The organism is Streptomyces curacoi (assembly GCF_001513975.1).
Classification (GTDB): Bacteria; Actinomycetota; Actinomycetes; order Streptomycetales; family Streptomycetaceae; genus Streptomyces; species Streptomyces curacoi.
In genome coordinates this window covers 1075163-1088684 of record NZ_KQ947984.1, presented here as the reverse complement: position 1 = coordinate 1088684, position 13522 = coordinate 1075163, and the positions used below count along the sequence as shown (strand labels likewise).

Genomic DNA, 13522 nt, shown 5'->3' with positions numbered 1-13522 from the left:
TTCTGTTGTCTACCCATTTGTCATGCACGCGAAGGCTCTGGTTCAGCGGGCCGACCGCCCGGCTGCGTGAGCTTTCAGAAGTCCAAGAGGCCAGCGAGGCAAGGGAGTTCACCGATGACCGGAGCGTCCGGGCCCGTATCACCCGACCGACGCCGCTTTCTGACCGCGGGGGCCGCAGTCCTCGGCGCCGCGGCCTCCGCCCAGCTGTGGCTGCCGGCCACGGCCCGGGCGACCGAAACGCCCCTGCCCGACGGCGTGTTCAGCCTCGGCGTCACCTCCGGTGACCCGCTGCCCGACGGCATCGTCCTGTGGACCAGACTCGCCCCGGACCCGCTGAACGGCGGCGGAATGCCCGACACCACCGTCTCGGTCGAGTGGGAGATAGCCGAGGACGAACGGTTCCGAAAGCCGGTGCGCCGGGGCGTCGCCCAGGCCCGGCCCGAGCTGGGGCACAGCGTTCACGTGGATGTACGGCGGCTGCGCCCGGGCCGTACGTACTGGTACCGCTTCCGCGCCGGCGGCCAGCTCTCGCCCACCGGCCGCACCCGCACCGCGCCCCACCCGCACAGCTCCGGCGGCCGGCTGCGGATGGCGCTGGCCTCCTGCCAGAACTGGCAGCACGGCTACTTCACGCCGTACGCCGACATGCTGGCCCAGGACCCGGACTTCGTCCTGTTCGTCGGCGACTACATCTACGAGTCGAGGCCGTCGGCGACGGCACTGCGCCGCCACGAGGGCACCGACGAGCCGTACACCCTGGTCCAGTACCGCAACCGGTACGCCCAGTACCGCACCGACCCGGACCTCGCCGCGATGCACGCGAACGCGCCCTGGGTGGTCACCTTCGACGACCACGAGGTCGACAACGACTTCGCCGGCGAGATCCCGCAGGACCCGGACAAGCAGCCGCACGACGCCTTCGTGGCCCGGCTGACGGCCGCCTACCAGGCGTTCTACGAGCACATGCCGGTCCGGGCGAGCGCCATCCCGAACGGCCCGCACATCCAGATGTACCGCCGCCTCGAATTCGGCCGCCTGGCCCGGCTCAGCGTGCTGGACACCCGGCAGTACCGCAGCGACCAGGCCACCAGCCAGGAAGGCGCCCAGGATCCCTCGCTCACCATGCTCGGCGCCGAGCAGCGGGAGTGGCTGATCGACGGGCTGCGCCACTCGCCGGCCCGCTGGAACATGATCGGCTCCCAGATCATGATGGCCGAGACCGATCTCAAGGTCGGCGAGGGCAAGATCTGGTACTACGACGCCTGGGACGGCTACCAGGCCGAACGCAACGCACTGATGGGCGAGTTGAAGCACGTCCGCAACCCCGTCGTCTTCACCGGCGACCGGCACCTCACGATGATCAGCGACCTCAAGGAGGACTACGCCGACCCGGACTCCGCCGTCGTGGGCGCCGAGTTCGTGGGCACCTCCATCTCCAGCAACGGCGACCAGGACCAGGACGCCTTCCACCGGGAGTGGGACCCGCGCGTCCCGGACAACCCGCACTGGAAGCTGCTCGACGCCCATCGGGGCTACCACCTCTTCGACATCCGCCGCGACGGCATCGACGCTCAGGTCAGGATCGTGGACACCGTCCGGCAGCCGACGGCGACGCCGAGCACGCTGGCCCGGCTGCGGGTGGAGGCGGGACAGCCGGGCGTCGAGGTCGTGTGACTCCGGTGACTCCTGATGGGGGGCTGGGACTCATCCGTGTCCCAGGTCACTCTCAGCGCTCTCTCAGCAAGCGCTCTTACCGTCCTCTGACCATGGAGACGGACTGCACGAGAGATGAACTCCCGGCCGGCGGCGGCGTGCTCACCCCGCTGTCCGCCGGGACCCGGCTGCTGCACATCGGCCCGCACAAGACGGGCACCACCTCGATCCAGGGCGCGCTGTTCGAGGCCAGGGACGCCATGGCCCGGCACGGCGTCGAGTGGCCGGCCACCACCCGGCACCCCATGGAGGCGGTCCTGGCCGCCTGTGCCCGCACCGGGATGATGGGTGACGTCGAGCCCACCGAGCGGCACTGGGAGCGGCTGCTGGAGCGGGTGCGTGCGACGGGCGGGCGCACCTGCGTGATCAGCAGCGAGTTCTTCGCCGACGCCCCCGACGACGAGACGATCGAGCGGATCGTCGGGCAGCTCGGCGGCGACCGCGTGCACGTCCTGGTCACCCTGCGCCCGCTGGCCAGGATCATGCCCTCGCAGTGGCAGCAGTACGTGCAGAACGGCCTGCGCATGGGCTACGAGGACTGGCTGGAGCACATGCTCGGAAAGCCGCCGTACGAAAAGCCCAACCCCAGTTTCTGGCGCCGGCACCGGCACGACCGGCTGATCGGGCGCTGGGCCCGGGTGGTCGGCCCGCAGCGGGTCACCGTCGTCGTGGTGGACGACCGCGACCGCGACGGCCTGATGCGCACCTTCGAGGCACTGCTCGGACTGCCCGCGCGTCTTCTGCACCCCGTCGCGGACGCGGTGAATCGCTCGCTCACCCTCGCCGAGACCGAAATGCTGCGGAATCTTAATAAGGAATTCCGCGCCAATGAGCTGCCCGCGGAGCTCTATTCGCAACTCGTCCGGAACGGTGCCGTGATGCATATGAAGAATGCGTGCGCTCCCGGCCCCGACGACGTGAAGATCGGCACTCCGCGGTGGGCCGTCGAGGCCGCCGCCGGGATCGGGGCGGAGATGGCGGAACGTATCGGCGCGAGCGGAGTGCGCGTTGTGGGCGACTTGCACCTTTTGTCCAGCATGGAAAAACCCGTCGGCCGTACGGAAATCGCACCGCGCATCGCCCCCGAAACGGCGGCCCAGGCCCTTTACGGGGCCCTCGCCGCGGCGGCCGCCGCACCCGTACGGCACGCCGCGCCCGCCAAGTCGCGTACGGTTCACCAGACACCGTCGAAGGAACTCGTGCGGGTACTCGGCCACCGCTGCCTCAGGCGGCTGAGGCTTCGGTGAAGGCTGTGCCGTTACTCACAGCAATTCGCCTCGGGTGCCGTCAGGACCTCTCGACAATGACCATGCGTACAAGGTGAATGACAGGTTGCGCGCACATATGCAGTCGGGGGCGCTCACCTTGCACTGCGGTAACCACAAGTGGGAGCATTTCCAAGTTCCCAGTCGTCGCAAGGTAGGTCACCTGTGTCCCAGCACATAGCCAAGCCCCGCACCACCGCAGTGATCCTGGCCGGTGGCACCGGCCAGCGTGTGGGTCTGTCGATCCCCAAGCAGCTGCTGAAGATCGCCGGCAAGGCAGTCATCGAGCACACCCTGACCACCTTCGAGAAGGCCGACTCGATCGACGACGTCATCGTGCTGATGGCCCCGGGCTATGTGCCGGACGTCGAGAAGATCGTCGCCAAGGCCGGGTTCCAGAAGGTCAAGAAGATCATCGAGGGTGGCTCCACCCGCAACGAGACCACCGAGCGCGCCATCTCCGCCCTCGGCGAGGGCCTGGCCGAGGGCGAGGACCTCAACGTCCTCTTCCACGACGCCGTCCGCCCCCTGCTGTCGCAGCGCGTCATCGACGACTGCGTGACGGCGCTGGAGCGCTTCCAGGCCGTCGACGTCGCCATCCCGTCCGCGGACACCATCATCGTGACCCGTACGCACGGCGAGGACGGCGAGTTCATCACCGAGATCCCGGACCGCTCCCGCCTGCGCCGCGGCCAGACCCCGCAGGCCTTCAAGCTGTCCACGATCCGCCGCGCCTACGCGGTCGCGGCCGGTGACCCCAACTTCCAGGCCACGGACGACTGCTCCGTCGTGCTCAAGTACCTGCCGGACGTGCCGATCCACGTCGTCGCGGGTGACGAGTACAACATGAAGGTCACCCAGCCCGTCGACGTCTTCATCGCCGACAAGCTCTTCCAGCTGGCCTCCACCGCCGCTCCCGAGCAGGTGAGCGAGGAGGCCTACCGTCAGCTGCTGACCGGCAAGACCGTCGTCGTCTTCGGCGGCTCCTACGGCATCGGCAAGGACATCGCCGAACTCGCCGAGTCCTACGGCGCCAAGGTGTACGCGCTGGGCCGCTCCACCACCGGCACGCACGTGGAGAACCCGGAGGAGGTCGACGACGCGCTGTCCAAGGCCTACGCCGAGACCGGGCGCATCGACTACGTCGTCAACACCGCCGGTGTGCTGCGCATAGGGAAGCTGGCCGAGACCGACAACGCCACCATCGAGGAGGCGCTGAAGGTCAACTACCTCGCCCCGGTGCAGATCGCGCGCTCCTCGTACAAGTACCTGTCCGAGACCAAGGGCCAGTTGCTGCTGTACACCTCCAGCAGCTACACCCGCGGACGCGCCGAGTACAGCCTCTACTCCTCGACCAAGGCCGCGATGGTGAACCTCACCCAGGCCCTGTCCGACGAGTGGGCCGGCGACGGCATCCGCGTGAACTGCATCAACCCGGAGCGCACCGCGACCCCGATGCGCACCAAGGCCTTCGGCCAGGAGCCCGCGGGCACCCTGCTCTCCTCCGAGGCCGTCGCCCGCACCTCCCTCGACGTGCTGCTGTCCGAGCTGACCGGCCATGTCATCGACGTCCGCCAGCAGGACCCGACGGCCGCCGCGGGCAAGGCGTCCGGGTTCGAGCAGGCGCTGGCCAGTGTCCTGGACCGCCAGGATGGCATGGCATAATCAACAGTTAATAGCCTTATGGAATTCAGGCCTCTGCGATTCTTCGGTCACGAAGAATTCACAGGGGCCTGAGTCCTTCCTTCTTCAGACCGGCCCCTCCCCCTGAGCAGGTTCTCCGTGATATCCACCGCTATTCGCGTCGCCCGGGTGGGCAGCCCGGCCGAGCTGGCCGCGGCGGCCCTCATGATCCTGGGCTTCCCGGCGCTCATGCTGGCCGCGCTCGTCCCGAGCGTTCCCGCCTTCGCGGCCGCGGCCGCCGTGACGTACCTGGCGGACCACTATCTGCACCGCAAGGGCAGCTATCTGGTCAACCGCCTCAGCAAGGTCCGGGCCGGTCTGTCGATCCGTTTCCTGATCAGACAGCTGCTGCTGATCCTGCTGCTGGCCCGGCTCGGCCTCGCGGACGACCTGATCTACTACGGCGCGATCGCCTGCTTCATAGCGTTCTACGGCCTCCAGGCCCCGCACGGCGCGCTGGTCACCCTGATCCGCAACCGCCGCCGTATGCCGGTCGCCACCCGCAACGTCGACCTCGCCTCGCGCATCCGCATCCCGGACGCCCCGCCGCGGAGGCTGCTGCACCGCTCCGCCGAGAAGATGCTGCACCTCGACCTCGCGGCCGTCATCGGCATCCTCGTCTCCGCCGTCCTGGAGTCGGCCGTCGCCGGCTTCGTCGGCATCGGCCTCACGGTGGGCCTGGGCTGCCTGTACGTGCTGGCGCTCATGCCGTACGTCCGCGGCCGGAAGATCCCGCCGAACGCGGAGACCGTCCTGGCCGCCGTCGACGACTGGCTGGCCGAGTACCGGCCCGAGACGGTGCTGTACTTCTCCGGCTCCAAGGACTCCGCCTACCAGGTCAACATGTGGCTGGAGACCATGGAGAAGCTGGACTCCAAGCCGCTGATCATCCTGCGCGAGCGGGTCATCCTGAACAACCTGGCGCCCACCACGGTCCCCGTCATCTGCGTGCCCGGAGGGGTGCACCTGATGAACATGGACCTGTCCAACGTGCGGGTCGCGCTGTACGCGGCGAACGTCGGCAAGAACATCCACCTGCTGCGCGTCCCGACCATGAAGCACGTCTTCATCGGCCACGGAGACAGCGACAAGCTGGCCAGTGTCAACCCGTACAGCAAGGTCTACGACGAGGTGTGGACCGCCGGCCGCGCGGGCCGCGACCGCTACGCCATCGCCGACGTCGGCGTCCGCGACGAGGACATCGTGGAGGTCGGCCGCCCGCAGCTTGCGCCCATCCAGAGCCGGCAGGGCGTGCCGGAGGGACGTATCCCGACCGTGCTCTACGCGCCGACCTGGGAGGGCTGGGACGGCAACCCCGGCAACACCTCGATCGTGCTGGCCGGTGAGAACATCGTGAGCAAGCTGGTGCAGGCCGACCCGCCGGTCCGCGTCCTGTACAAGCCGCACCCCTTCACCGGCACCGTCAGCAAGGAGGCCGGCGCCGCGCACAAGCGGATCACCGCCCTGGTCGAGCAGGCCGCCGCCGAGCGCGCCGCCGACCCGCGCTTCCAGGCCGACACCGCCGCGCAGGCCGCCGCCAAGGCGGAGCTCGCCCGTATCGAGGCCCGGCTCGCCGAGCTGTCCGGCAAGGTCAAGGGCGGCAAGGGCAACGGCGCCGGCGACGAGGCCGTGGCCACCCGGGACGGCCTGGTCGACCTCGCCAGGCACGAGGAGATCGCCCGGCTGCGCGCCGAGTGGAACGACGCCTACTGGCGCTCCTTCGGCAGCCACGAGCACCGTGTCATCACGGGTGCCGAGCCGCGCCTGTACGACTGCTTCAACGTCTCCGACGCGATGGTCTCCGACATCTCCAGCGTGGTCTCCGACTTCATCGCCAGCGGCAAGCCGTACGCCGTCACGGACTCCGCCGAGCTGGGTGTGGAGGAGTTCAAGCGGCAGAACACGGCGGTGCGTGCCGCGACGATCCTGTCCAACAGCGCGGCCGAGCTGGGCGAGCTGCTGGACGCCGTACGCGACCCGTCGGCCGACCCGCTGGCCGAGGACCGCAAGGACCTCAAGCGGTACCTGCTCGGCCCGGACGAGCCGACGTCCATCGAGCAGTTCAACACCGCGGTGGCGAACCTCGCGATCAAGGCCGAGACGCGCAACGTCGGCCAGGAGTCACGGACGGCGGCCGGAGCCGCCGAGGCAGTGCCGGCGACCGTACCCGGGCAGCGGGTGGCGGCAGCCGGGGACGATGTGCCGGCCTGACCTGCGGACTCACGGCGCGGCCCCCGAGGAGTGATCCTCGGGGGCCGCGCCGTTTCTAGTGGGCCTCTTACGTTTCCCGAATAGCCTGAGTCCATGTCAACTCGCTCTGTGTGCTGGGTCACAAAAGCAGGGGCGTGAGGCAACCGCTTGCATGGCCCAGTCGTCTACTAGGTAGTGAATGAGGCGATACGGGGGAAATTTCCCGTTGACAAGGGGGAAACGTGACCGTCACGCAGCCTGATGTGACTGTGATCATCGGGGCGTACGAAGCGATGCCGTACCTGGTCGAGTGCCTGGCGTCCGTCGAGGCACAGACCATCGACCCGGAACGCATCGAGGTCATCGCCGTCGACGACGGTTCGACGGACGGCACGGGGGAGTGCCTGGAGGAGTTCGCGGCCCGCGCCCCAATGCCGGTGACCGTGATCCGGCAGGAGAACTCCGGCGGCCCCAGCGGCCCCCGTAACGTCGGTCTGGGCAAGGCGGCCGGGCGTTACGTCTTCTTCCTGGACGCCGACGACCGGCTGGGCCCCGAGGCCCTGGAGCGCATGGTCGCGATGGCCGACAAGAACGGCACCGACGTGGTGCTCGGCCGGGTCGAGGGCGTCAACCGCACCGCGCCCAAGTCGATGTGGGGCAGGACGCTGGAGAGGACCGACGTCTTCTCCTCCAACATCAAGTTCACGCTGAGCGCGCAGAAACTCTTCCGCCGTGAGCTGCTGACCCGGCACAACATGCGCTTCGACGAGTCCCTGTGGACCGGCGAGGACGCGCTGTTCACGATGGAGGCCTATCTGCGGGCCGACGGCGTATCCGTGATCGCCGACTACACCTGCTACTACCTGGTGGGCCGCGACGACGGCAAGCATGTGACGAAGAGCGGTGGTTACACCCTCCGCTTCGACTCCGCGCGCGCCCTGATGAACCTGATATCCGAGCTCGTCCCCGCGGGAGAGCGGCGCGACCTGCTCATGGTCCGCCCCTTCCTCATCACCCTGCTGCCGCAGTTCGGGCCCAAGTACGCCAAGGACAGCGAGAAGGTCCGGCAGCACAAGCTGGAACTGGCGAAGCCCCTGATGGACGCCCACTGGACCCCGGGTGTCGCCCGCCGCCTCAAGGTCGAGGAGCGCCTGCGGCTGCACCTGGTCGCCGAACAGCGCCCCGAACTCCTGCTGCCCGTCGTGCAGTTCATCAAGGCCAAGAAGCAGCCGGCGGCCCTCCTGGAGAGGAAGGGCCGCCGTGTCTACCTCGCCTACCCGCACTTCCGGGACGCCGCGGCGGGGATACCCGACTCCGTGTACCTCGCCGAACCGCGCGAGGCCCGCGCCTTCCCCGGCTACCGCGAGGGCGGCGTGGACTCGTTCCTGCGGCGGGCGGTGCGCAAGGCGCGCCGGGTGCTGCGCTCGGGCGGGGCTACACCGGGCGGGCGGGCTGCTGCGGCGTGAGGGACCGGCGCTGGTCCGGGATCTCGGGGATCTCCGCCGCCAGCCGCTCCTCCATCCGCACCCGGTGCTCCCGGGCCGCCGAACACAGCGCCTGCACGGCCTCGTTGAAGCGCACCTGTGACGGCGGCTCGTCAGGACCCAGCAGGTGGCGCTTCAACTCCACCCGGGCCTCGACCAGTCGGTCCCGCTCGGGGTGCCGCACCGTCTCCAGCAGTTCCGGCACCCCGGCCGCGTCCGGCGTCAGCACGGTCGCCGCGCGCACGGTCGGGAAGGCCTTGCGGAACACGTCCTCCGCGAGGCCGCTGGTGTTCGCCACGGCGTACGGCTTCCCGCTCGCCAGAAAGTCGCTGATCACGCTCGACACATCGCTGATGAGCAGATCGGCCCGGTTGAAGCAGGCGTACAGCGTGGGCCGGGCATCCATGACGACCTGGTGCTCCCACTCCGGCAGCGAGGCCCAGTACGCCTCCTCCCAGGCGGCCATGGCACGCGCCACCGCCTGCGCCCGGCCCGGCTCGGGCGCCGCCTGCAGCATCATCCGCTCCAGCTGATCGGCGCTCGCCCGGACGTCGGTCGTGGTGAGGCGGTCCAGCTCGCGGGTACGAAGGGCGAGCTCACCGGTGTCGCGCGGTCGCTCTCCCGTCCGCTCCCGGTTCGCGGCCCTGATCAGCTCGCGGATGCGCAGATCGGCCGCCCCCGCTCGCGGATCCACCGACCCGGTCAGCGGATGCGGCTTGTACAGCAGCCGCACGCCCGGGTCCGCGAGCAGCGCCCGTACGAGGTTCTCGCCGGCCTCGATGACCGAGGTGTTGCCGGGGTTGCCGTCCCAGCCCTCCCAGGTCGGCGCGTACAGAACCGTCGTGCACGCGCCGGCCGGCGGACCCGAGTACGGCCGTACGGCGTCCAGCTGCGGGCGGCCGATCTCCACCACGTCCTTGTCCTCCACGCCGACCTCGGCCATCGCGTACCGCTCCCGCGCCGCCGGACCGGCCACCCACACCTCGTCGTAGGCCTTCGCGTACGGGTTGCAGGACGACAGCTTGTCGCTCTCCCCGTGGTTGACGAAGGTGTGCTTGAGCGTGGGGATGCGCAGCACCTGGGAGGTCTTGCCGGAGTTGGCGGGGTGGATGAGGACCTGGAGCGTGGACTGCTCCAGCCGCATCAGCGTGGAGACCTTCGGCAGGCACAGGATCGGGACGTCGGTCGGCGCGATCTTCTGCACCATGAACCGCTCGCGCAGCACGATCAGCGGACGGCCCTCCAGCTCGGCGAGCGGCTCCAGCCACATGTTCGCCTGGTACGCCGAGGACGCCCCGCCGGAGAAGTACAGCCCGACCGTCGGCCGGTACTTGGCCAGCCAGGCGTCGAGCCACTCCAGCGCCTCCCGCTCGCCCGCCGGACGACGGCTCGGCAGCAGCCGTACGAGAAGGTCGTACAGGCCCAGCAGGGCCAGCCCCAGGGAGAGCGCGATGCCGAGCGCGGCGCAGCGGGGGTCGTCGATGGCGGCCGTGGCCAGCAGGCCCCCCGTCGCCGGGAGGCCGAAGACCAGCAGACGGTGGCCGGGGCGGCGCAGCAGCAGGGGCGGGGCGGGGGACAGGCGCAGGGCGGAGGCGTCGATGTTACGGGTGATCACCGGCAGGGTGCGGGTGCGCCGGACCAGGACCGAGAGCGCCTGGATCACGCAGTGCAGCGCGTAGAAGGCGAGCAGGCCCGCGACCAGCGGGGCGTACAGCGTCTCCCGCTGCTGCTCGCCGAGCCGCAGCAGACCCACCACCAGCAGCAGGTCCCGCAGCACATGCCGCACGGTGATGTCCGCGTGCGACTTGGCGAACACGGACAGCATGCCGCGCTGCCAGCGGTACAGCACGCCCTCGACGGCCAGGGAGGTGACCGTCGCCGCCAGCAGCAGCGGGACGTGCGGGCGCAGCGCCGCCACGGCCTGGGCGCCGAAGGCGGCGGCCAGGAGAGCCGTGACGAGCGCTCTCGCCGGGATGCGGGACAGGGGTGTGGGCAACTGCGGTCACTCCAAGGTCGGCGCGGGACTGGTGCGACCGGGTTAACGCGCGCCGACCTGCAGACGACACGCACATGGCGCTCCGCCCGGAGTGGCGCCCTGTGCCGTCGGCCGTCCGCCGCGCCATCGTGGCTGGTCGCGGCCCATCGCGGCGGAGCCGCACATCACCCCAGCCCCGCGCCCCTGGGGGGCGGGGGGGGGGCTGCCGAAGCGCACCGCTCAGGAGCCCCGCTACTGCCGTCCCGACTGGAGCGCCCGGCGGATGGGGCGCCCCACCACACGGCGTGCGCGCCGGTACACGGACGCCGGCAGTGCCGTGCCCGAATCGGTGGCGCGGGTCAGTTCCCGCTTCAACCGGTCGTTGTCCGTGGCCAGTTCGCTGATACGGCTCTGCAGCCAGCCGAACCGGGTGGTGAGCGAGGCGAGGTCGGCGTCGTTCCAGGGGCGGATGCCCGCCGGGAAGCTCAACGAGCGCATGCGCTCCTCGAAGGCGGCGCCGCCGTCGCCGTGCGTGAACGTGTTCTCCAGGCCGTTGTGGTCCAGGAACGCCGTGAACCGCTCGAACCGCTCCTGATGGCTGCCCATCAGGGCGCCGAAATCGGCCTCTTCGTAGAGCTGTGCCGGGTCCAGGTCCTCGGGCAGCTTGTCGATCCTGCGGTGCGGGATGTCGAAGTAGCGGCACAGCTCCAGCGTGCGCGAGTCGCCGCACAGCACGGTCGCCGGCGTGCCCGCGAGCAGCGCGGCGATGTTGCCGTGGATGCGGGAGCCGAAGGAGAAGTCGAAGGTGCGCAGGTCGTCGATCCAGGTGACCGGGTCGATGTAGACGCGGACCTTGTCCTCCCGGTACATCGGGTGATCGGGGTGGGTCGGCATCGCCGTCACCCGGCCGTTCGGGTCGGACAGGTCCCGCCAGTGCAGCTGCCGTGCGTCGCTGAGGTTCTGGCCGATGAACCGCAGGTACGGATAGCGCGCGTGGGCGCGGGTGATGACCCGGTCCAGGCCCTGGGACCTCACCGCGCTGTGCGAGCCGTTGACCGCGATCCGGGAGCCGGGGCCGAGGGCCGGCTCCCGCTTGGTGACGGTGAGGTCCTTGCCGTACAGGAACAGCGACGGACAGCCGATGACCTCGACGTCCCGGAACCCCAGGTCCTTCAGGTACTTCTCGGTGAACTCGCCGCGCACCCCGATCGAGGCGCTGCGGTCGAGCACGGCCGAGACGAACTCGCGCACCACGGGCTCGATGCCCTTCAGACGCGCCGCGTTGTAGCCGAGCCCGGCCTGGGCGCCGACCCCCACGACGACCACGGGTATGCGCAACTTGCCGATCAGCCGCGTCAATCGCTTCAACTGCGCCTCGAACGATGGCCGGAACGCGTTGGCGAGCGGCACGACGAAGGCGTCGTACTCCTCGTTGATCCGGCCCGCCGCCGAGACGTCGGTGCGGATGCCGTTCGAGACGACCTCCGTGCGCGGGGTTTCGAGGATCTTGTGGGTGGCGTCACTGAAGATCAGGTTGCCGGAGTTGGTGGCGATGACGTCCCTGTGCAGGGCCTCCTCGATGGAGACGACGTCGTAGGGACTCTTTCCCGAACGCAGGAGGACGCGCTTCACGCGGGAAGCCTGGTGAGCATTGTGTGGCACAGGGTTCAAATTATGTTTGCGTGGTCTTTGTTTTCTATAGGCAACCAACGCAACCTTTTTGCCGTATGCGAAGCGTGAACAAACTGCTACGCCCTGCCCGTCCGGGGGCTGGAATGCGCGCGCGCCGCCCGAGCCGCTTCGCGTAGATTGCCGGACAGGGGAACCGGACGCGCGCGAGGGGAAAGAGCACAGGTGGCAGGGGCAAGGCAGGCCGTGGGCGAGGCCCGCAGGATCGTCGTGAAGGTGGGGTCCTCGTCGCTGACCACCGCGTCGGGCGGCCTGGACGCCGACCGCGTGGACGCGCTCGTCGACGTCCTCGCCAAGAGCCGCAGCGGTGGGGAGAGGGAGATCGTCCTCGTCTCCTCCGGCGCCATCGCCGCCGGCCTCGCCCCGCTGGGCCTGCGCCGCCGCCCCAAGGACCTGGCCCGCCAGCAGGCCGCCGCCAGCGTCGGGCAGGGCCTCCTCGTCGCCCGCTACACCGCCTCCTTCGCCCGCTACGGCGTCCGCGTCGGGCAGGTGCTGCTGACCAGCGACGACATGAGCCGCCGCGCCCACCACCGCAACGCCTCGCGCACCCTCGACAAGCTCCTCGCGATGGGCGCGTTCCCGGTCGTCAACGAGAACGACACCGTCGCCACGGACGAGATCCGCTTCGGCGACAACGACCGCCTCGCCGCCCTGGTGGCTCATCTTGTACGGGCGGATCTCCTGGTGCTGCTGTCCGACGTGGACGGCGTGTACGACGGCGACCCCAGCAGGCCCGGCACCTCGCGGATAGCGGAGGTGCGGGGGCCGTCAGACCTGGCGGGGATCGAGATCGGCAGCGCGGGCAAGGCCGGCGTCGGCACCGGTGGCATGGTCACCAAGGTCGAGGCGGCCCGGATCGCGGCCGCCGCGGGTATCCCGGTCGTCCTCACCAGCGCGATCCACGCCGCCGAGGCCCTCTCGGGGGGCGACACCGGCACCTACTTCCACGCCACCGGCAAGCGCTCCGCCGACCGGCTGCTGTGGCTGCAGCACGCGTCCACCCCGCAGGGCTCCCTGACGCTGGACGACGGCGCGGTACGGGCGGTCGTGGAGCGCCGCAAGTCACTGCTGCCGGCCGGGATCGCCGCCGTCGAAGGGGAGTTCAGCGCGGGCGACCCGGTCGAACTGCGGGACACCCGGGGGCGTGCCGTCGCCCGTGGGCTCGTCAACTTCGACGCCAAGGAGATCCCGCAGCTGCTGGGCCGGTCGACCCGGGAACTGGCGCGGGAACTGGGGGCGGAGTACGAGCGTGAGGTTGTCCACCGGGACGACTTGGTGATCCTGCATCCCTGAGTGCGGCTGGGCGGCGGCGCCCGAAGCGGAGGGGGCGCCCCGTTGTGGACGTCGCCCTGAGGTGGACGTTCCGCGCTGCATTGCCCCGGGGGGTGACCCCCGGATCCCTGGCCGAGAACGGGGGGAACGCCCCGTTGTGGACGTCGCCCTGAGGTGGACGTTCCGCGCTGCATTGCCCCGGGGGGTGACCCCCGGATCCCTGGCCGAGAACGGGGGGAACGCCCCGTTGT

The 13522-nt window shown here is 70.0% G+C and carries 8 protein-coding genes; 6 read left to right on the top strand and 2 right to left on the bottom strand.

All coding sequences use genetic code 11. From position 1 onward, the window contains the following. The first annotated feature begins 114 nt into the window (after positions 1–114). The 5 genes from AQI70_RS04805 (at position 115) to AQI70_RS04785 (ending at position 8317) form a co-directional block, all read left to right on the top strand. A complete protein-coding gene (locus AQI70_RS04805) occupies positions 115–1674 on the top strand; it encodes an alkaline phosphatase D family protein (RefSeq protein ID WP_062144519.1) in 1560 nt (519 codons plus the stop codon). A 92-nt stretch (positions 1675–1766) separates the two neighbouring features. Continuing rightward, on the top strand, positions 1767–2960 hold the full coding sequence (locus AQI70_RS04800; RefSeq protein WP_062144516.1) for a hypothetical protein: 1194 nt from the start codon (positions 1767–1769) through the stop codon (positions 2958–2960). A 183-nt stretch (positions 2961–3143) separates the two neighbouring features. Beyond that, entirely contained in the window at positions 3144–4643 is a 1500-nt protein-coding gene (locus AQI70_RS04795) for a bifunctional cytidylyltransferase/SDR family oxidoreductase (RefSeq protein ID WP_062144513.1), read from the top strand. A gap of 147 nt (positions 4644–4790) precedes the next feature. After that, a complete protein-coding gene (locus tag AQI70_RS04790; RefSeq protein WP_062144510.1) occupies positions 4791–6872 on the top strand; it encodes a hypothetical protein in 2082 nt (693 codons plus the stop codon). A gap of 221 nt (positions 6873–7093) precedes the next feature. Beyond that, complete coding sequence (locus tag AQI70_RS04785; RefSeq protein ID WP_062144507.1) at positions 7094–8317, top strand: glycosyltransferase family 2 protein; 1224 nt, start codon at positions 7094–7096, stop codon at positions 8315–8317. Here the strand turns inward: AQI70_RS04785 and AQI70_RS04780 are convergent. After that, positions 8286–10331, bottom strand: a complete 2046-nt coding sequence (locus AQI70_RS04780; protein ID WP_062144504.1) for a hypothetical protein — start codon at positions 10329–10331, stop codon at positions 8286–8288. The two genes, AQI70_RS04785 and AQI70_RS04780, sit on opposite strands and share 32 nt — an antisense overlap. Positions 10332–10562: 231 nt before the next feature. Further along, positions 10563–11942, bottom strand: a complete 1380-nt coding sequence (locus AQI70_RS04775; protein ID WP_062144502.1) for a polysaccharide pyruvyl transferase family protein — start codon at positions 11940–11942, stop codon at positions 10563–10565. 243 nt (positions 11943–12185) lie between these two features. On the opposite strand from AQI70_RS04775, the gene proB reads away from it, so the two are divergent. Beyond that, positions 12186–13292, top strand: a complete 1107-nt coding sequence (gene proB, locus AQI70_RS04770) for a glutamate 5-kinase (RefSeq protein WP_062144499.1) — start codon at positions 12186–12188, stop codon at positions 13290–13292. The last annotated feature ends 230 nt before the right edge of the window (positions 13293–13522 follow it).

Excerpts from the sequence above, each read along its gene's own strand:
- AQI70_RS04805 (WP_062144519.1), top strand. The coding sequence starts at position 115 with ATGACCGGAGCGTCCGGGCCCGTATCACCCGACCGACGCCGCTTTCTG.
- AQI70_RS04800 (WP_062144516.1), top strand. The coding sequence starts at position 1,767 with ATGGAGACGGACTGCACGAGAGATGAACTCCCGGCCGGCGGCGGCGTG.